The organism is Micromonospora sp. SH-82, from assembly GCF_051132485.1.
GTDB lineage: Bacteria > Actinomycetota > Actinomycetes > Mycobacteriales > Micromonosporaceae > Micromonospora.
In genome coordinates this window covers 5,039,504-5,056,780 of record NZ_CP148049.1, presented here as the reverse complement: position 1 = coordinate 5,056,780, position 17,277 = coordinate 5,039,504, and the positions used below count along the sequence as shown (strand labels likewise).

Here is a 17,277-nt window from a genome sequence, read left to right as displayed (position 1 = left end):
CGGTGGTCTGACCGCCCACCCGGCGGGTGGGCGGTCACCGCAGGGCGAGGAACGCCGCTACGGCGACGGGTCCGCCGACGACGGCGCCGGCGATCACCTGGCCGAGGGTGTGCTCACGTAAGTGCACGCGTGACCAGCCGACGAGCGCCACGACGGGCACTGACGCGAGGAGTGCGGGGCCGAATTCGATCACGAGGATGCCGGCCGAGCCGGCGGCGACCGCCGCGTGGATGCTGAGTTTCCACACGAGGTTCACGGCGGTCACCGCCAGGCCGAGTGCGAACATCACGACGACGATCGCGGTGACGGGTCCGGGGGCGTCGAGGCCGACCATCAGGGCCAGGCCGACCAGGACGGAGACCAGGCCGAACATCAGCGGCGTCCTGCGCTGGGCGCGTACCCGGATGTGGTGGTCGGTGAGGTGGCCCCGGCGTACGCCCCACCAGATCAGGGTGTTGGGGATGACGCTGCAGAACAGGGCGCCGACGAGGCCCCAGGCGAGGCCCACGCGAGACGGTGAGGTGCTGTGGACGCCGATGACGATCGGCATCGCCGCAGCCAGCAGCGCGGGCGCGAAGACCTCGGTCGCGGCGCGGGCCGCGCGGTGGGTCGGCGGCCGGAGGGGGGCGGTTGCATCGCGCACGCTCCGCATTCTGCCTGTCCCTCTCCTTCCGGGTCGTGCGACGGACACCCACCACGCCGACCCCGGTCACCGGTCAGACCACCACACGGTAGTGGGTGGTGAGCAGCCCCGTGTCGTCGTACACGTGGAAGGCGACGCCGGGTGGTTGCTGTTCGTCGGTGAGCGGCCCGTCGCCCTCCCACGGCATCCGCAGGGTGGAGACCACGCCCGGGGCGATGCGCAGGGGACGGCCGGCGAAGGTGCTGGCGGCGGCGGTGTGGAAGTGGCCGGTCAGCACGGCGGCGACCTGCGGGTGGTCGGCGAGCAGGTCGGCGAGCGGGTCGGCGGGGAGCAGCCGGGAGTCGTCGATGACCGGGTGGTGCAGGGCGACCGGCGGGTGGTGGAAGGCGACGAAGACGGGGACGTCGGCCGCCGTGGAGGTGAGCTGGTCGCGAAGCCAGGTCATGGTCTCCTCGTCCAGGTGCCCGTCGGCGCGCCCCGGGACGCTGGAGTCGGCGAGCAGGAAGGTCGCTCCGGCGAGGTCGTGGCGGCTGTTGATCGGGCGGTCACCGCCGCCCGTCTCACCCAGCAGCCCGCGGCGGTACGCGTCGCGCACGTCGTGGTTGCCGGGGCAGACCAGCACCGGGTGCGGCGAGGCGAAGAGTTCGGCGGCGAGTTCGTACTCGGACACCTGCCCGTGGTCGGCGATGTCCCCGGTGATCAGGATGGCGTCGACCGGGCGGGCCAGGTGGTGCAGGTAGTCCATGACCCGGGTGGTCCGCTCGGCTGAGCGGGGGTCGTGGTCGAGGTGGGTGTCGCTGAGGTGGGCGATGGTCAGCACGATTCCCCCTAATGGAACTCGCCGATTTAAGCATTAGGGAAGCTACACTGGCATCCTGGAGATCCACAACCCACCGCCACGACGGGAGACCCATGTCCAGCCAGCTCACGCTCGCCCTGGCCGGCACCATCCGGCACGACGGCGACGGCGGCGTGACCGACGACCTCGCCGACGTCCCCGGGCTCGCCCGGTGGCTGTCCGAGCAGGCCGAACCGCTGCGCCGCCACGACGACGACCTCGCACCCCCCACCGACCTGCCCGACGAACAGACCCGGCTCGACGTGGTGGCGCTGCGCCGCGCCGTACGCACCCTCCTGGCCCGCGCGGTCGCGCCTGCCCCACCCAGCCGGGCCGACCGCTCGTCCCTGCTCACCCCGGCTGACGCGGTACGGCACCTCAACGACGCCGCCGGAGCGCTACCCACCAGCCCACGACTGCAGTGGCCCGACGACGCGGCACCCACCCTCACCCGGCACTCGCCCCCGGCGCAGCCACGGACCCGGCTCACCGCGGCGCTGGCCCGCGCCGCCGCCGACTTCCTCACCGGCCCCGACCGGGAACGGCTCCGCGCCTGCCCGGCACCACGCTGCGTGCGCTACTTCCTCCAGGACCACGCGCGCCAACAGTGGTGCAAACCGTCCTGCGGCAACCGTGCCCGCGTCGCCCGCCACTACCAACGGCACCAGACCGAACGGTAGTTCGGACACGACCTGCCCGCCCCGGACGTCCGGACCGGACCGACGCCGGCCCTGGAGCGTCCGGAGCGGCGAGTCGTACCCGGATCACGTCGACGGGGCAGTGGCGCCGCCCGGGGGAGAGGACGGCACGGCGGGGATCGCCGACTGCGGATCGACCCCGGCGAACGCGAGCGCGATGACGAACCCGGCCACCTCCTCCAGTTGGCGTGCCCGGTCCAGCCCGCCGACCACCGCCGGGACACCCCCGAGGTCGCGTACGAGGGAGCCGACGATCTCCAGTGCTCTCGGGTCGTCCCCGCACATCGCGACAGTCGCCGGTGACGGGGCGGGCGTCGTCCACTGCGTCGACGGGAACAGGTGCAGCGCCTTGACCACGTGAGCGCCGGGGGCGAGTGCGGCGATGTGTTGTGCTGTCGCCCGGCCGGGTTCCGCCCGCAGCACACCGACACCGTGCTCGACGGCGTTCGTCGGATCGACCAGCGGTATGCCGGCGAGCGATCCGGCGGGTGCACCGGCTGCCGTGAGGATGTCGGCGACGCCCTCCCAGTGCACGCAGAGCAGGACGGCGTCAGCGCCCACGGCGACCTCGGGTAACGGCCGGGGCTGCGCGCCGGACGCCTTCGCCGCGGCCTGCGTTCGTTCGGCCGAACGGCCGCCGATGCCGATGTCGTGTCCGGCCCGGGTCCAGGCGGCGGCGAGGGCCGTGGCGAGGGTTCCGGTGCCGAGGATTCCGATACGCATGGAGTCAGACCGTAGGGACTTCGACGCGCACCTCTCGGTGCGTCACGCACCGACCGGTGCGCGTCGGACGTGACACGATGTCGGGATGTCCCGTGAGACGGAGGGCGGCTGCGCGGATTTCGTGGCGGACTGCCGCCTACGGATGGGCACGGATCTGTTGACGCACGTCTGGGATCCGGTGGTGTTGGCCGCTCTCACCGCCGGCCCGTGTCGTCGCCGTACGCTTCGGGTGAAGATCGGCGGCATCAGCGACAAGGCCCTCACCGAGGCGCTGCACCGGCTCGTCACCAACGGCCTGGCCGAACGGCGGTCGTACCCCGCCGTACCTCCTCGGGTCGACTACGCGTTGACGCCCCTCGGCCGGACCTTCACCGACGGGCCGATGCGCGCACTCGCCGAGTGGAGCATCCGGTACGGCGACGAACTCTTCGAGGCGCAGCACCGAGCGCGCGGGGCGTAGAGCGTCGCCGAACCGGATCACGCCGGCATCACCAGTACGCCGACCGACCCACTGGCGCACCTGCCTACCGCCGCGTCAACTGCTCGACGTGACCACCGGGGCACTCCACAACCCGGAACAGCCCCACTGTCAGTCCAGTTCGATGCGGTCGACGAGCTCCCGCACCGCGATCATGTCCAGGAACGCGTGGCAGCGCACCACCTCGCCGCCGCGCAACTGCCAGATCCAGCAGTACTCGTTGTGGTATTCGACGCCGTCGATCGCCGTGGCGTCACCCTCGAAACGGATGACCACGGTGTCGCGGTCGGTCCACATCTCCTTGACCGTCATCCTGAGGATCGACCCCAGTCGGTCCAGGATCGGTGCCGACCCCTCCGCCAGGAACTCGGCCTTCGAGGTGTAGGTACGGCCGTTGACGATCGTCCACTGGACGTCGTCGTGGAGGATCTCGTAGATGTCGCCGCCCGCGTTCTGCCGCGCGAAGGCACGCAACACGGCCGCCCTGTTGCGGTGCTCCTCGCCCGGTCTTCCGGAGCCCTGCCCACTGATCTGCCCGGTAGGTGCTGCCGAGGCGGCGCCTGCTCCGGCCAGGGCCGCCAGTCCACCGGCGACCCCTGCGGTCAGGAGCCGGCGTCGGTTGTGCTGCATGGCACTGTCCATCATCATCGATCCTCCCTGTTCTGTCGGTGAGCGTCGCTGCCCTCCCGGTAGAAGACGTATCCCGCGTGGTGCAGCACGTCGACGTCGAAGGTGCCGTCGGCGCTGAAGCCGGTGTCGTCGACGTACTCGATCCGGGTTCCGACGACCTGGTAGGAACCCGTGTAGGCGCTCTCCCGGTCGCCCCGGGCCTCGTCGTAGCGGCCGTTGGGCAGCAGCATCTGTCGGATGTGGCCGTCGGCGGTCACCCACATCCCGACGTACGGGTGCGGCGACACGTCACCGGCTTCCACCGGAGGCGTCGCGGGCTGTGCGGCAGTCGCCGGGGGCGCGGGCGCCGAACCGCCGGAAGGGGCACCGTCGCCGCCCGCCCCGGCGGAACAACCGGCGAGCAGCAGGACGCCGCACGCTCCGCTGAACACCGTCCCGAGTCTCGAATTCGCCATGTCGACCACGGTAGGTTCTTCGTCCGCCGGAAGCCTGGCCCCAGCACTCCCATGAACAGGCCACCCCCGTACCACTTCCCCCGAGGAGCGCCTGTGAGCACCGAGATCGACGTCCTCGTCCTGGGCGGTGCCGGCGTGGACACCATCGTCCACGCGCCGCAACTGCCTCTGCCGTTCGCCGACAGCTACATGGTGCCGGCGATCACGACCCGCGCGGGGCAGACCGGCGACTGCGTGGCGATGGCGGTCCACGCCCTGGGCCTGCGTACCCACCATCTCGACGTGGTCGGCGACGACCACGAGGGCGACCTGGTCCGTGCCCTGCACGCCGAGCGGGGAGTCCCCCTCACCACGTCTCCGCTGCGGGCGGTACCCGCCGTGCGGTGAACCTCGTCGCCCCCGACGGCCGGCGGCTGTCCCTGTACGACGGCAGTCGATCCGTTGCGGGTGCCCGGCTCCCCGTGGAGACTGTCACCGCCCTCGCCGCGGTGAGCCGGCACGCCCACGTGTCGATCACCCAACCGTGCGCCTCCGCCCTACCCACGTTGCGCGCGGCGGACGTGACCATCTCCACGGATCTGCACGACTGGGACGGTGACGAGCCCTACCACGAGGACTTCGCCTACGCGGCCGACCTCGTCTTCGTGTCGACGGCCGCGCTGACCGACCCGGAGAGGACGATGCGGCGCATCGTCGGACGCGGCCGAGCCCGCACTGTCGTCGCCACTGCCGGAGCCGAGGGGGCATACCTGCTGGCCGACGGCGAGTTCAGCCACGTTCCGGCGGTCGATCCGCCGGCACCGGTGGTGGACTCCAACGGGGCGGGCGACACCTTCGCGGCGGGTTTCCTGCTCGGTTGGCTCGACGGGGAGCCGGCACGACGGTGCGCCCTCTACGGCGCGATATCCGGGGCCCGCGCCTGCACCGTGGCGGCGACGAACGTCGACCCCATCGGCCGGGACGCGCTGCTCGCCCGGGCGGTGGAGCCGCGCCGGCGAGAACGGGCCGGGTGATCCCGATTCGGCGTTCGAACGAATGATGCTTGTGAATCGACGGAAGAATCTCGTACGCTCCGGACCGTCCACTGCGGGGGAGGTGTCGTGGGCGACCGAAGAGCGACGCATGCGCGCCGTGAGAGCGGGCGTACCGACGATTCTGTCGGGGCGGCCGAGCCGCCGGAATCGTCCGTCAACGGGCGAACTGCGGCATGGCGGTCGATCAGCGCACTCGCCGTTCCCATGGCCTTGGCCGAGATCGTCGACTTTCTGGTGCTGCTGGGCACCATCGCGGCCATGGGCAGAATGGGTGGCGAGGCCATCTACGTACGCTCCCTCTACCAGCCGATCGCTTTTCTGATTCTCGCGATCGGCATCGGGTTCGGAGTGTCCGCCCAGGTCTCGGCAGCCGTGAGCCGGGGATCCGACCGACCGCAGGATGTGCTGCCCACCGTGTGGAGCATGACCCGGGTGTGGGTTCTCCTGGGTGGGCTGATCTGCCTGGCGCTGGCGGTCTGCGCGCCCGGCATCGCCTCCCTGCTCGACGTCGACCCCGGCGCTCGGGACGTGTTCGTGTCCTTTGTGCGCTGGACACCGATCGCGGAGATGTCCGCCATCGCCGGGGGGCTGTGTGCGGCATGCCTACGCGGGTACGGACACGTCGGATCGGCCATGGTGGTCAGCCTCGCGGGGGGCGCGGTGAAGCTGGGGTCCGTCGTACTCCTGGGGCTGGGTGCCGGGATCGGCGTCGCGAGCGTTCCCGTCGCCGCCGCCCTGGCCGCCGTGGTGAGCCTCGTTGTCGGAGCAGCCCTTCTGCGTCGGAAGGGGTTGTGGCGGCCGGGCGGCTCGTGGGCGTGGCGACCGGAGGTGCTCGGCCGCCTGTGGCTGATCGGTGTCCCGGTGGCGGGCACCTTCCTCATCATCGCCCTCTACAACGGCGCGGTGCTCCTGGTGCTCGGCCCGTACGGTCCGGACGCCGTCTCCGGCTACTCGGTGGCGGCCATCGTCCAGGCTCTGGTCGTGCTTCCCGGGACGCTGCTCGGCGCGGCCACCGCCATCCTGATCAACCAGCAGCGCGGCGCCGGTCGCATCGACGGGATCGGGCGGACGTCGCGGGCCGGTCTGGAACTCTCCTTCCTCCTGTACGCGCCTGTCGCACTGGCCGTCTGGCTCGCTGCCGAGCCGATCGGACATCTGATGACCAACGAGACCGGCGTGGCCCAGGAGACCTCCCGATACCTGACAGTGGTCGGCCTGACCTATGTCGTGCAGGGCCCCGTCCTGGCGGCGCTGACACTGATGGAGCACACCGGTGGCGGGTTCGTCGCCGCCGCCCTCAACCTGATCTACTTCGCGATCATCGTGCTCGTCGGGTGGACGGTCGCCGACCGGGTGCAGAGCGTCGACGGCTTCTACGCCGGTCTGGCCGTCTGCAACCTGGTGGGACTCGTCGTACCGATCGTGGCGCATCGCCACGTCAGTCGGGTGAGAGCGACGGCGGGGTGATCCTGGGCCGGACCACGGCCGGATCGCCTGCGACAGTCGCGCCGGCTACGACCGGTGTAGGAAGTCGTCTACCGGGATCGCCCGGCTATCCCTTCGGTCGCTGGGGCTCGGTGGTGTCGGCCAGCATCCGTGCTTCGGCGGCTTGGATCGCTGCGGCACGACGTTGGTAGTCGGCGACAACTGCCAACTCTTCGGTGGAGAAGTCGGCGTTGAGCCCGGCCAGCCGGGTCATCAGGCCGGTGAAGAGCGCGCTGACGCGTTCGACGCCGGAGGCGGTGGCGACGACGGCGACCTTCCGCCCGTCGCTGGGGTGCGGCTGCCGTTCGACGAACCCCTTGTCGTGGAGGCGGTCGAGGGTGTCGCTGAGGGAGTTCTTGGCCATCCCGGCGTGCTGGGCGAGTTCACCGACAGTGGCGTGCTGATGCCTGTGGACCAGTTCCAGCACCTTCTCCTCGGTGGGGCCGAGGCCGACCCGCCGGGACAGGTTCGTGTGGAACTGGATCATCGCGGTGCTCAGCTCGCGGCCGGAGTCGGCGAGCGCGGCGAGAACCTCGGCACGCTGGGACTCCTCGGGGATCGCCCTACTCACCGGGTCATGGTAACGTCGAGCTAGTTCGTTCGGCCGAACGAACTAAATTCGGGGGAGGGTGGACGGCATGCGGACTCTGATCGTCGGCGGCGGCATCGCGGGGTCCGCGCTCGCCTTCGCGCTGCGTCGGGCGGGACGCGAGGCAGTCGTCGCGGAGGCGCGCCCGAGTCACCAGGACACGGGTGGGGCGTTCCTGAACCTCGCTCCCAACGGGGTGAACGCCCTGCGTTCGCTCGGGCTGGGGGAGGTGCCCGCCGCAGCCGGTGGGTTCGAGGTGTCCGGGCTGGACTTCCACAACGCCCGGGGCCGCCGGATCGCCGGGCTCGCCGGCGAGCACGACGTCGCCAGGTACGGCGCACGGAGCGTGGTCCTGCGGCGCGCACGTCTGCACGCCGAACTCGCCCGACGGGCACAGGACGCGGGGGCGACCTTCCTGTTCGGTGCCAGGCTGGTCGGGTTGCGGACGCGACCGGGAGGGGTGGAGGCGGTCTTCGCGGACGGGCGATCGCTGACCGCCGAGGCGGTGATCGGGGCGGACGGGGTCTGGTCGACGGTACGCAGGCTGGTCTGGCCGCAGGCCCCACTGCCGTCGTACACCGGGATCGTGGACTGCGGTGGATGGACGGACGTCGACCTACCCGACACCGCCCGACAGCAGATGTACTTCGGACGTCGGGCGTTCTTCGCCTACACCGTCGACAGCGGTGTCGCGTACTGGTTCACCAACGTGCCCCGATCCGACGAACCGGGCCGGGGCGAGCTCGACGACATCGACCAGGACAGGTGGATGGAGGGCATCCGTCGGCTCCACGAACGCGATCCGGCCGAGGTCCGGGCGATCCTCCGGGCGGCCCGACACTCGGTGGGGGCCTGGCCGGTCTACGACATGCCGACCCTCACCACCTGGCACGACGAGCGGGTGTGCCTCATCGGCGACGCGGCACACGCGGTGAGCCCGTCCAGCGGACAGGGGGCCAGTCTCGCCGTCGAGGACGCCGCGGTCCTCGCCCGTCGACTGCATGACGAACCACATCCGGGTGCCGCGTTCAGCGGGTTCACCGAGGAGCGGAAGGCGCGAGCGGACAAGATCGTGCGGTTCGGTCGTCGGATCGGCGACCGCAAGGTCGCCTCCGCCACAGGCAGCCTGTTCCGCGACCTCACCCTCGGGATGTTCCTGCGGATGGGCGCCGGGGCCACCGCCGACCAGTACGGCCACCGGATCCCCGCCCCACCCGTCGAACGCAGTCGGGAGGACGGGTCATGAGCGGCGTCACCGGCGACGGCCGGAGGCGGCGGTCGCCGACCAGGCGGGTGATCGTCCGGGTCGCCGCCGCCGTCGTCGCAGCCTGCCTCCTGGTCGCCGCGGGCGTCACCACCTGGTTCGCGGTCTCCTACCTCACCATCCCCGTGAACACGGTCGGCGCCGTGGACTTCGACCGCGCACTCGACATCCCGCCGCTGGCGCAGTCCCGCGTCGAGGACGGGGTACGCACCTTCGACCTCACCATGCAGAGCGGTGAGGCGGACCTCGGACGAGGCTCGCCGACACCGACGTGGGGCATCGACGGCCCCCACCTCGCACCCACCATCAGGGCCGCGAGAGGGGAACGCGTCGAGGTCCGGGTGACCAACGACCTGGACGAAGCCAGCACACTGCACTGGCACGGGATGCACCTGCCGGCGGAGATGGACGGCGGGCCGCACCAGATGATCGCCCCGGGTGAGACCTGGGCACCGGGTTGGGTCGTCGACCAACCGGCGGCGACCCTCTGGTATCACCCACACCCCCACGGCACGACCGCCGACCACGTCTACCGCGGGCTCGCGGGGATGTTCATCCTCGACGACGAGGACGAGTCGGCCCTCGCGCTGCCACGCGACTACGGCGTCGACGACATCCCGCTGATCGTCCAGGACAAGAAGTTCGACGACGACGGGACGCTGGACACCTCCACGTCGTTCATGCATTCCACGGGCATCATCGGCGACACCGTCCTGGTCAACGGCACCCCCGGCCCCTACTTCGACGTCACCACACGCACCGTACGGTTGCGGATCCTGAACGGCTCCAACGTGCGCCCGTACAACTTCGGGTTCGAGGACGACCGGGCCTTCTCGGTCATCGGCACGGACGGCGGGCTACTCGAAGCGCCCATCCGACTGGACAGGGTCCAGCTCTCTCCCGGAGAGCGAGCGGAGATCGTCGTCCCCTTCACCGCCGGCGAACGGGTCCGGCTGCAGAGCGGCCCGAGTGACACCGGTGACCGTCTCGCCGGCGGCGCGGACCACCTCGACATCATCGAGTTCCGTGCTGCCGAACGCCTGGCGGGCACCACGCAGGTCCCCGGCCAACTGGTCGACGTACCCCGGATCGACGAGTCCTCGGCAGCCCGGACCCGGAACTTCGACCTGTCCGGGGTCTCGGTCAACGGTCGGACGATGGACATGGCCCGGATCGACAACGTGGTCACCCTGGGGGAGACCGAGATATGGGCCGTCACCAACGTCGACGGCCAGACACACAACTTCCACGTCCACGATGTCCAGTTCCAGATCCTCGACATCGGCGGCCGGGAGCCACCACCGCACCTACGGGGGTGGAAGGACACCGTGTGGCTGCCCCAGGGCCAGCGCATCCGACTCATCATGACCTTCACCGACTACGCCGACGACGAGACTCCGTACATGTACCACTGCCACATCCTCCGGCACGAGGACCAGGGCATGATGGGTCAGTTCGTCGTCGTGGAGCCCGGCCGGAGCACCGACCCGTCGGACTACCGCCTCCCCGTCCACCACGGCCACGGATCGCACGGCGACTGATCCTCCCCGTCGGGGGCCGGTAGCCCCGGGTGCGCCCACGTGCTCATCCTCGACCGGTACGGGCGAGCCGACACGGTCGCGGACAGTGTCTCGCCCTCGGATCTGCCAGCCGGTACGCGGCTCATGTCGGCGGTCGCCGGGTCTGACGGGTCGAGTCGCCCCGCTGCGGATCGAGGGCGAGCGCCCGTGCTGTCCCGGTCGCGGCCAGCGCCGCGAATCCACCGGCCAGGAGGGTGCCGATCCCCGGCAGCCAGGCCCCGGCCAGCAGGTCGGCGCCTTCGCCCGGTGCCACGGCCACGAGGGCCACCGTCACCAGGTGGCGCACCCCGATCACCACCAGGATGCCGGCCGCGAGGAGGTTGTGCAGGTGGTACGCCCGACGGAACAGCGCGATCGTCGCTGCCAGGAAGGCCAGGGCCAGCGCCGCGAACAGCACTGCCGCTACCTGATTGGCCTGCTCACGCTCCGCGTTGTGCGGATCGTCGTGGACGACGCCCAGGTACGCGGAGAACCCGAGGAGCAGGACGGGCAACGACATCGCCACGGCAGCGACGTATCGGCCCCAGCCTCCTCGGACACCGCAGGCGGCGGCGGCGAACGGAGCCGTCGCGAGCAAGCCGAAAGCGATCTCCAGCTGAACGTCGAGGAAGGGATGACGGTCACCCATCAGCCCCGACGAGGCCAGGTATATGTCGTAGCCGGGAACCGTGTCGTTCGTGGAGTGGAGCAGTGCCCAGGGCAGACCAGCACAGAGCAGACCGAGCAGGGCGGAGATCAACGCGCCGACCCTCCCGACCCGACGTGCCCTCCAGGAGTCCATGGAGGATCATGTTAGGGCCGGTGGTCGGATCGTGTCGGCCCCACCTCGGCTGCCTCGGGCATCCCGTCGTCGACCGGCGGTGACGTACCGGAACCACCCCTGCCGGGACGGACACACGACCCGTACCGGCCGTTCAGCTGCGGCGGTGGTCGCTGGAGCGGCGTACCACCAGTTCGGGCTGGAAGACCACGTGCCGGTGACGGTGTGTCGGGCCGGTCTCGGCCTCCTCCAGCAACAGCAGTGCCGCCGTACGACCCAGCTGTTCGCGAGGTTGCCGGACCGAGGAGAGCGGCACTGCCGCCGCCCCGGCGAACTCGATGTCGTCGTACCCGACGATCGCCACGTCGTCGGGCACCCGTACCCCCTGCTCGGTCAGGTGTTGGAGGACGCCGAGGGCGATCAGGTCGTTGGCGCAGATCACGGCGGTGGGGCGGTCGGTGGCGGGTGGCGTCAGCAGTTCCTCGGCCGCGCGTCGGCCGGCGGCCACCGTCAGGCTCGGCGTGGTCGCCACCCGCAGGTCGGCGGTGCCGGGGTGGTCGTCCAGCGCCGCGGCGGCACCCGCGTGCCGGTCGGCGACCTGGGGGATGGAGAAGGGACCTCCGGCGTACGCGACGTGCCGGTGACCCCGGTCCAGCAGGTGCGTCATGGCCAGCCGGCCGCCGAGGACGTCGTCGACGGCCACCGAGCACCGGCTGGCCTGTCCCGACCCTCTGTCGACCAGCACCACGGGGATGCCGCGTCGGTGCAGGCGTTCCAGGTCGGGCTGGAGGCCGTGCGCGACGGGTGTGATGAGGACGCCCCGGACCCGCTGCTCCTCCAGGAGTTCGAGGTGTCGGCGTTCCCGGGCGCCGTCCTCGCCGCTGTTGCAGACGACGAGCATCATCCCGGCTTCCTCGACGGCCTGCTCGGCACCGCGTACCACGTCGGTGAAGAACGGGTTGCTGACGTCGAGGACGACGATCGCCACCGTGCGACTCCGGCCGGCGCGGAGCTGACGCGCGGAGTCGTTGCGGACGTAGCCGAGTTCGGCGATGGCGTCGAGGACCCGTTGCCGGGTGGCCGGGGCGACGGTGTTCGGTCGGTTGAGCACGTTGCTGACCGTGCCGAGGGACACGCCGGCGTGCCGTGCGACCTCCTTGATGCTTGCCGTTGCCATGGTCCCCTCGGCGGTGTCGAACGTGTGCGGCGGTCGGGCAGGGATTCTATCGCTTCTATAACGTTTCACCCGCTCGGCCCGGTGGGTGGTCGACGTCGTCGATCGCACGTGCCTGCTGGTGTTCTCCGCGCGTGACAGGGTCCCTCCACAGGGGAGACGGGGGTCGGCGAAACCCTTGACCGTGCCTCAGGTCACGCCTACAGTCGACACTTCCGTGAAACGTTTCATCGGTGTTCGCCGGTCATCCGCCCACCTGCCGAAGGAGGCCAGGTGCATCCCGTTCTCGCGCTGGAGGGCGTCGACAAGTCGTTCGGGGCGGTCGCCGCGCTCCGCGACGCCCGCCTGGAGCTGTTCGCCGGCGAGGCGCACGCCCTGGTCGGTGAGAACGGTGCCGGGAAGTCCACACTGGTCAAAATCCTGGCCGGGGTGCACGGGCCGGACGCGGGCCGGATGCTGCTCGACGGCGAGCCGGTCGTCTTCACCGGACCCGCCGACGCCCGCGCGGCCGGAGTCGCGGTGATCTACCAGGAGCCGACCCTCTTCCCGGACCTGTCGGTCGCCGAGAACATCTTCATGGGCCGACAGCCGCGCAGGGGGCTGCGCCGGATCGACACCGCAGCCATGCGGACCCGCACCGACGAGTTGTTCACCCGCCTGGGAGTCCGGATCGACCCGGCCCGGCCGGCCCGTGGCCTGTCCATCGCCGACCAGCAACTCGTCGAGATCGCCAAGGCGCTCTCCTTCGACGCGCGGGTGTTGGTGATGGACGAACCGACGGCGGCGCTCTCCGGCGTCGAGGTGGAGCGGCTCTTCGCCGTGGCCCGCGCCCTCAGAGAGAACGGGGCGGCCATCCTGTTCATCTCGCACCGCTTCGACGAGGTGTTCGCCCTCTGCCAACGGGTCACCGTGATGCGCGACGGACGGTGGATCGCCACCGACGAGATCGGCGGGCTCACCGTCGACGGTGTCGTCCGGACCATGGTCGGCCGCGACGTCTCCGCGCTGTACCCCAAGACGGAGACCACACCGGGCGAGGTACGCCTGCAGGTGCGGGGACTGACCCGGCACGGCTACTTCGACGACGTCTCCTTCACGGTGCGCGCCGGTGAGATCGTCGCGCTCGCCGGACTCGTCGGCGCCGGCCGCAGTGAGGTGGCCCGGGCGATCTTCGGCGTCGACCGCTACGACGCCGGCGAGGTCAGCGTCGACGGCGGCACGCTCCGCCCCGGCGACCCACCGGCGGCGATCGCCGCGGGACTGGCCCTGGTCCCGGAGGACCGCCGCCAGCAGGGGCTGGTGATGGAGCTGTCGATCGAGCGCAACACCACCCTGCCGCGACGGTGGGCGCTGAGTCGACTGGGGTTGCTCTTCGGCGGCACCGAGCGGCGGTCGGCTGCGGACTGGACCCGGCGTCTGCAGGTCAAGGCCGCCCGCAACAGTGATCCGGTCTCCACCCTCTCCGGCGGCAACCAGCAGAAGGTCGTGCTGGCCAAGTGGTTGTCCACCGATCCGCGCGTGCTCGTCGTCGACGAACCCACCCGCGGCATCGACGTCGGGACCAAGGCCGAGGTGCACCGCCTGCTGTCCCAGCTCGCCGCCGAGGGCCTCGCGGTGCTGATGATCTCCAGCGAGCTGCCGGAGGTGCTCGGCATGGCCGACCGGGTGCTCGTCATGCACGAAGGTCGCCTGGTCGCCGAGATCCCCCGGGATCGGGCCGACGAGGAGAGCGTCATGTTCGCCGCGACCGGGCAGCGGGAGGCCGCCGGATGACCACCCGAGACGTCCGCCCACCGGACGCCCCGACCGGTACGCCCGCACCGGAGTCCACAGCCCGGCTGACCCACCGGCTCTTCGTGGTCCGCGAACTGGGCATCCTGCTGGCGTTGGTGCTCCTGATCGCGGTGACCTTCGGGGTGAACCACCGGTTCCTGTCCGCGCAGAACGTCAAGGACCTGCTGCTCGGCTCCACGATCCTGGCGATCCTCGCGGTCGGCCAGGCGATCGTGATCATCACCCGCAACGTCGACCTCTCCGTCGGCTCGATCCTCGGCCTCACCGCGTTCGCCACCGGCGTCCTGTTCGTCGGCGAACCCGGGATCCCGATCCCGCTCGCCGTCCTGGCCGGTGTCGCCCTCGGGGCCGCCTGCGGAGCGGTCAACGGCGGCCTGATCGCCACCGCCCGGGTACCGGCCCTGGTGGTGACCCTCGGCACGCTGTACGTGTTCCGGGGCCTGGACCACACCTGGGCCACCGGACGGCAGATCAACGCCGCCGACATGCCACGGGAGTTCCTGCGGATGGGCAACGCCACAGTGCTCGGCGTCCCGGTGCTCGCCCTCTTCGCCGTGGCGGTCCTGGTCGCCGCCGGGTACCTGCTCACGAACTACCGCAGCGGCCGGGAGCTGTACGCGATCGGCTCCGACCCGGAGGCCGCCCGGCTCTCCGGCATCCCGGTGGGGCGGCGGGTGTTCTTCGCCTTCGTGGCCAACGGCGCGCTCGCCGGACTGGCCGGGGTGCTCTACGCGGCCCGGTTCGGCACCGTCGACGCCAACGCCGGACTCGGTATCGAACTGAACGTGGTGGCGGCGGTGGTGGTCGGCGGCGTCGCGATCTTCGGTGGCAGCGGGTCGGTGTACGGTGCCGCGCTCGGCGCAGTCCTGCTCACCACCATCGGCAGCGCCCTACCGGTCCTCGGGGTCAGCCCGTTCTGGCAGCGCGCCGCCGTCGGCGTGCTCATCCTGGCCGCCATCGGGCTCGACCGGGCGCTCGCCGTCCGGATGGCACGTCGTCTGCGAGGAGGCAGGACCCGTGGCTACTGACACCCTGGCCGCCCCGGCGCACACCGTCGACGGCAGGCCGCCCGCCTGGCGGCGCCTCGTCGGTTCGTGGGACGCGGTCCTGATCCTCACGGTCCTCGTCGTCGTCCTCGTCGCCACCGCCACCGTCGAGGGCGTCGGCAGCCCCCGGTTCTACCGGTTCCTGGCGCTGGAGGCGATCCCGATCGCCCTGATCGCGCTGCCGATGACCCTCGTCGTCATCACCGGCGAGATCGACCTGTCGGTGGCGAGCACCGTCGGCCTGACCTGCTCCGTGCTCGGTCAACTCTGGCACCTCGGGGTCACCTCGTTGCCGGTGCTGATCGTGGTGAGCCTGCTGCTCGGTGCGGTCCTCGGCGCCGTCAACGGGGTCTTCGTCACGGTGTTCGGCCTGCCGTCGCTGGCGGTCACCATCGGCACCTTGGCGCTCTACCGTGGCCTGGCGTACGTCGTCCTCGGGGACCGGGCGGTCGCCGACTACCCGCCGGCCTGGACGCAGAACGCCGTGGCCCCCGTCCCGGGCACCGTCGTCCCCTGGTTCGTGCTGGTCCTGGCCGCCCTCGCCGTCGGGTTCGGCGTGCTGCTCTACGCCACCCCGGTCGGCCGTTCGCTCTACGCGATCGGAAACAACGCCGAGGCGGCCACCTTCGCCGGTGTCGCGGTGCGGCGCACCAAGTTCTGGCTCTTCGTCGCCACCGGGGCGATGTCGGCGCTGGCGGGCGTCTTCTGGACGTTCCGGTTCGCCAGCGCCCGCGCCGACAACGCGACCGGCCTGGAACTGGCGGTGGTCGCCGCAGTGCTGCTCGGCGGCGTCTCCATCTTCGGCGGCCGGGGCGGCCTCGTCGGCGTACTCGCGGCGGTGGCCCTGCTCGGTGTCCTGCGCAACGCGCTGCAACTGGCCGACGTGCCGGCGAACGCGCTGACCATCGTCACCGGAACGCTGCTCATCCTCTCCGTCGTCGGAACGAACGCCGTACGCATGACCCGCGAGCGACTCCGCCGACGCCGACCCGCCACCACCACCGAAAGGAAGCCCTCATGAGCATCAGGCGTACCCGCGTCGTCACGACGGCCGTCCTCGCCGCCGTGGCACTCACCCTCGGTGCCTGCGCCGAGGAGACCGGCACCGGCCGGGAGAACGGATCCGGTGGCAACGCCTCCGGCACCATCAGGGAGGGACTGAAGGTGACCTTCCTGCCCAAGCAGGTCAACAACCCGTACTTCGACACCTCGGACAACAAGGGCGGTCGGCCGGCCGTCGAGGAGTTCAAGGGCCGGTACGCCCAGACCGGCCCGTCCGAGGCGAGCCCGTCGGCGCAGGTGTCGTACATCAACACGCTGTCCCAGCAGGGGACCGACGTCATCGTCATCGCGGCCAACGACCAGGACGCGGTCTGCGGCTCGCTGACCGAGGCCCGGACCGGCGGGGCGAAGGTCGTCACCTACGACTCCGACACCAAGCCGGAGTGCCGGGACGCGTTCGTCAACCAGGCCAGCCCGGAGGGGATCGCCCAGGCCCAGATCAAGCTGATCTCGGACGCGGTCGGCCCGGAGGGCGGCGAGATCGCCATCCTGTCGGCCACCGCCAACGCGACGAACCAGAACGCCTGGATCGAGTTGATGAAGACCGAACTGGCCAAGCCGGAGTACAGCAGGCTCACCCTCGTGGCCACCGTCTACGGCGACGACCAGGACGAGAAGTCGTTCCAGGAGGCGCAGGGGCTGCTGTCGACGTACCCGAACCTCAAGGGCATCGTCTCGCCGACCACCGTCGGTGTCGCCGCAGCGGCCCGGTACCTGTCCGGCTCGTCGTACAAGGGCAGGGTGCAGCTGACCGGCCTCGGTACGCCCAACCAGATGCGCGAGTACGTCAAGGACGGCACCGTCGAGGCGTTCGCCCTGTGGAACCCGACCGACCTCGGCTACCTCGCCGCGTACACCGGTGCGGCGCTGGCCTCCGGGATCATCACCGGCAAGGAGGGGGAGACGTTCACCGCCGGCAGGCTCGGCGAGTTCACCCTCGGCGCGAACGGCGAGGTCCTGCTGGGCGACCCGTTCGAATTCACCGCGTCCAACATCGACCAGTTCGACTTCTAGAGCGCGGGTA

General features: G+C 70.9%; 17 protein-coding genes and 1 pseudogene. 10 read left to right on the top strand and 8 right to left on the bottom strand.

The features are described 5' to 3' along the window. Positions 1-34: 34 nt before the first annotated feature. Together WHN02_RS22165 and WHN02_RS22160 are read right to left on the bottom strand one after the other, a co-directional pair. Positions 35-652, bottom strand: coding sequence for a phosphoesterase PA-phosphatase (locus WHN02_RS22165; RefSeq protein WP_434740629.1), 618 nt, complete (start codon positions 650-652; stop codon positions 35-37). Positions 653-716: 64 nt separating this feature from the next. Further along, positions 717-1,463 (bottom strand): metallophosphoesterase, encoded by a 747-nt coding sequence (locus WHN02_RS22160; protein ID WP_434740628.1) that lies wholly within the window; start codon positions 1,461-1,463, stop codon positions 717-719. Between the two features lie 92 nt (positions 1,464-1,555). On the opposite strand from WHN02_RS22160, the gene WHN02_RS22155 reads away from it, so the two are divergent. Beyond that, positions 1,556-2,161 (top strand): CGNR zinc finger domain-containing protein, encoded by a 606-nt coding sequence (locus tag WHN02_RS22155; protein WP_434740627.1) that lies wholly within the window; start codon positions 1,556-1,558, stop codon positions 2,159-2,161. Positions 2,162-2,245: 84 nt separating this feature from the next. Here WHN02_RS22155 and WHN02_RS22150 read toward each other — a convergent pair whose 3' ends face one another. Further along, on the bottom strand, positions 2,246-2,902 hold the full coding sequence (locus WHN02_RS22150; protein ID WP_434740626.1) for an NADPH-dependent F420 reductase: 657 nt from the start codon (positions 2,900-2,902) through the stop codon (positions 2,246-2,248). A gap of 85 nt (positions 2,903-2,987) precedes the next feature. Between WHN02_RS22150 and WHN02_RS22145 the strand changes: the two genes are divergently transcribed. After that, positions 2,988-3,362, top strand: coding sequence for a winged helix-turn-helix transcriptional regulator (locus WHN02_RS22145; RefSeq protein ID WP_434740625.1), 375 nt, complete (start codon positions 2,988-2,990; stop codon positions 3,360-3,362). A gap of 129 nt (positions 3,363-3,491) precedes the next feature. Here WHN02_RS22145 and WHN02_RS22140 read toward each other — a convergent pair whose 3' ends face one another. Both WHN02_RS22140 and WHN02_RS22135 read right to left on the bottom strand, forming a co-directional pair. Next, the gene (locus tag WHN02_RS22140) at positions 3,492-4,028 is read right to left on the bottom strand and encodes a nuclear transport factor 2 family protein (RefSeq protein ID WP_434740624.1); all 537 of its coding nucleotides are present in this window, start codon (positions 4,026-4,028) and stop codon (positions 3,492-3,494) included. Next, complete coding sequence (locus WHN02_RS22135; protein WP_434740623.1) at positions 4,025-4,312, bottom strand: Atu4866 domain-containing protein; 288 nt, start codon at positions 4,310-4,312, stop codon at positions 4,025-4,027. The genes WHN02_RS22140 and WHN02_RS22135 overlap by 4 nt, the downstream gene beginning before the upstream one ends. Positions 4,313-4,558: 246 nt before the next feature. Here WHN02_RS22135 and WHN02_RS22130 point away from each other — a divergent pair. Both WHN02_RS22130 and WHN02_RS22125 read left to right on the top strand, forming a co-directional pair. After that, positions 4,559-5,478, top strand: a pseudogene (locus WHN02_RS22130) (adenosine kinase). A gap of 225 nt (positions 5,479-5,703) precedes the next feature. After that, on the top strand, positions 5,704-6,966 hold the full coding sequence (locus tag WHN02_RS22125; protein WP_434740622.1) for an MATE family efflux transporter: 1,263 nt from the start codon (positions 5,704-5,706) through the stop codon (positions 6,964-6,966). An 85-nt stretch (positions 6,967-7,051) separates the two neighbouring features. Here WHN02_RS22125 and WHN02_RS22120 read toward each other — a convergent pair whose 3' ends face one another. Then, entirely contained in the window at positions 7,052-7,555 is a 504-nt protein-coding gene (locus WHN02_RS22120; protein ID WP_434740621.1) for a MarR family winged helix-turn-helix transcriptional regulator, read from the bottom strand. Positions 7,556-7,622: 67 nt separating this feature from the next. On the opposite strand from WHN02_RS22120, the gene WHN02_RS22115 reads away from it, so the two are divergent. Then, complete coding sequence (locus tag WHN02_RS22115) at positions 7,623-8,819, top strand: FAD-dependent oxidoreductase (RefSeq protein ID WP_434740620.1); 1,197 nt, start codon at positions 7,623-7,625, stop codon at positions 8,817-8,819. Beyond that, entirely contained in the window at positions 8,816-10,378 is a 1,563-nt protein-coding gene (locus tag WHN02_RS22110; protein ID WP_434740619.1) for a multicopper oxidase family protein, read from the top strand. The genes WHN02_RS22115 and WHN02_RS22110 overlap by 4 nt, the downstream gene beginning before the upstream one ends. 121 nt (positions 10,379-10,499) lie before the next feature. On the opposite strand, the gene WHN02_RS22105 is transcribed toward WHN02_RS22110, so the two are convergent. Together WHN02_RS22105 and WHN02_RS22100 are read right to left on the bottom strand one after the other, a co-directional pair. Then, a complete protein-coding gene (locus WHN02_RS22105; protein ID WP_434740618.1) occupies positions 10,500-11,198 on the bottom strand; it encodes a hypothetical protein in 699 nt (232 codons plus the stop codon). A gap of 133 nt (positions 11,199-11,331) precedes the next feature. Beyond that, complete coding sequence (locus WHN02_RS22100; RefSeq protein WP_434740617.1) at positions 11,332-12,354, bottom strand: LacI family DNA-binding transcriptional regulator; 1,023 nt, start codon at positions 12,352-12,354, stop codon at positions 11,332-11,334. 270 nt (positions 12,355-12,624) lie between these two features. Here WHN02_RS22100 and WHN02_RS22095 point away from each other — a divergent pair, with 270 nt between their 5' ends. Genes WHN02_RS22095 through rhaS form a run of 4 tightly spaced genes read left to right on the top strand, consistent with a single transcriptional unit; the run spans position 12,625 to position 17,267 of the window. Then, on the top strand, positions 12,625-14,124 hold the full coding sequence (locus WHN02_RS22095; protein ID WP_434740616.1) for a sugar ABC transporter ATP-binding protein: 1,500 nt from the start codon (positions 12,625-12,627) through the stop codon (positions 14,122-14,124). Next, positions 14,121-15,173, top strand: coding sequence for an ABC transporter permease (locus WHN02_RS22090; RefSeq protein ID WP_434740615.1), 1,053 nt, complete (start codon positions 14,121-14,123; stop codon positions 15,171-15,173). Before WHN02_RS22095 ends, WHN02_RS22090 begins: the two co-directional genes overlap by 4 nt. After that, complete coding sequence (locus WHN02_RS22085) at positions 15,163-16,212, top strand: ABC transporter permease (RefSeq protein WP_434740614.1); 1,050 nt, start codon at positions 15,163-15,165, stop codon at positions 16,210-16,212. Before WHN02_RS22090 ends, WHN02_RS22085 begins: the two co-directional genes overlap by 11 nt. After that, positions 16,209-17,267, top strand: a complete 1,059-nt coding sequence (rhaS, locus tag WHN02_RS22080; protein WP_434740613.1) for a rhamnose ABC transporter substrate-binding protein — start codon at positions 16,209-16,211, stop codon at positions 17,265-17,267. The genes WHN02_RS22085 and rhaS overlap by 4 nt, the downstream gene beginning before the upstream one ends. Positions 17,268-17,277 lie beyond the last annotated feature (10 nt).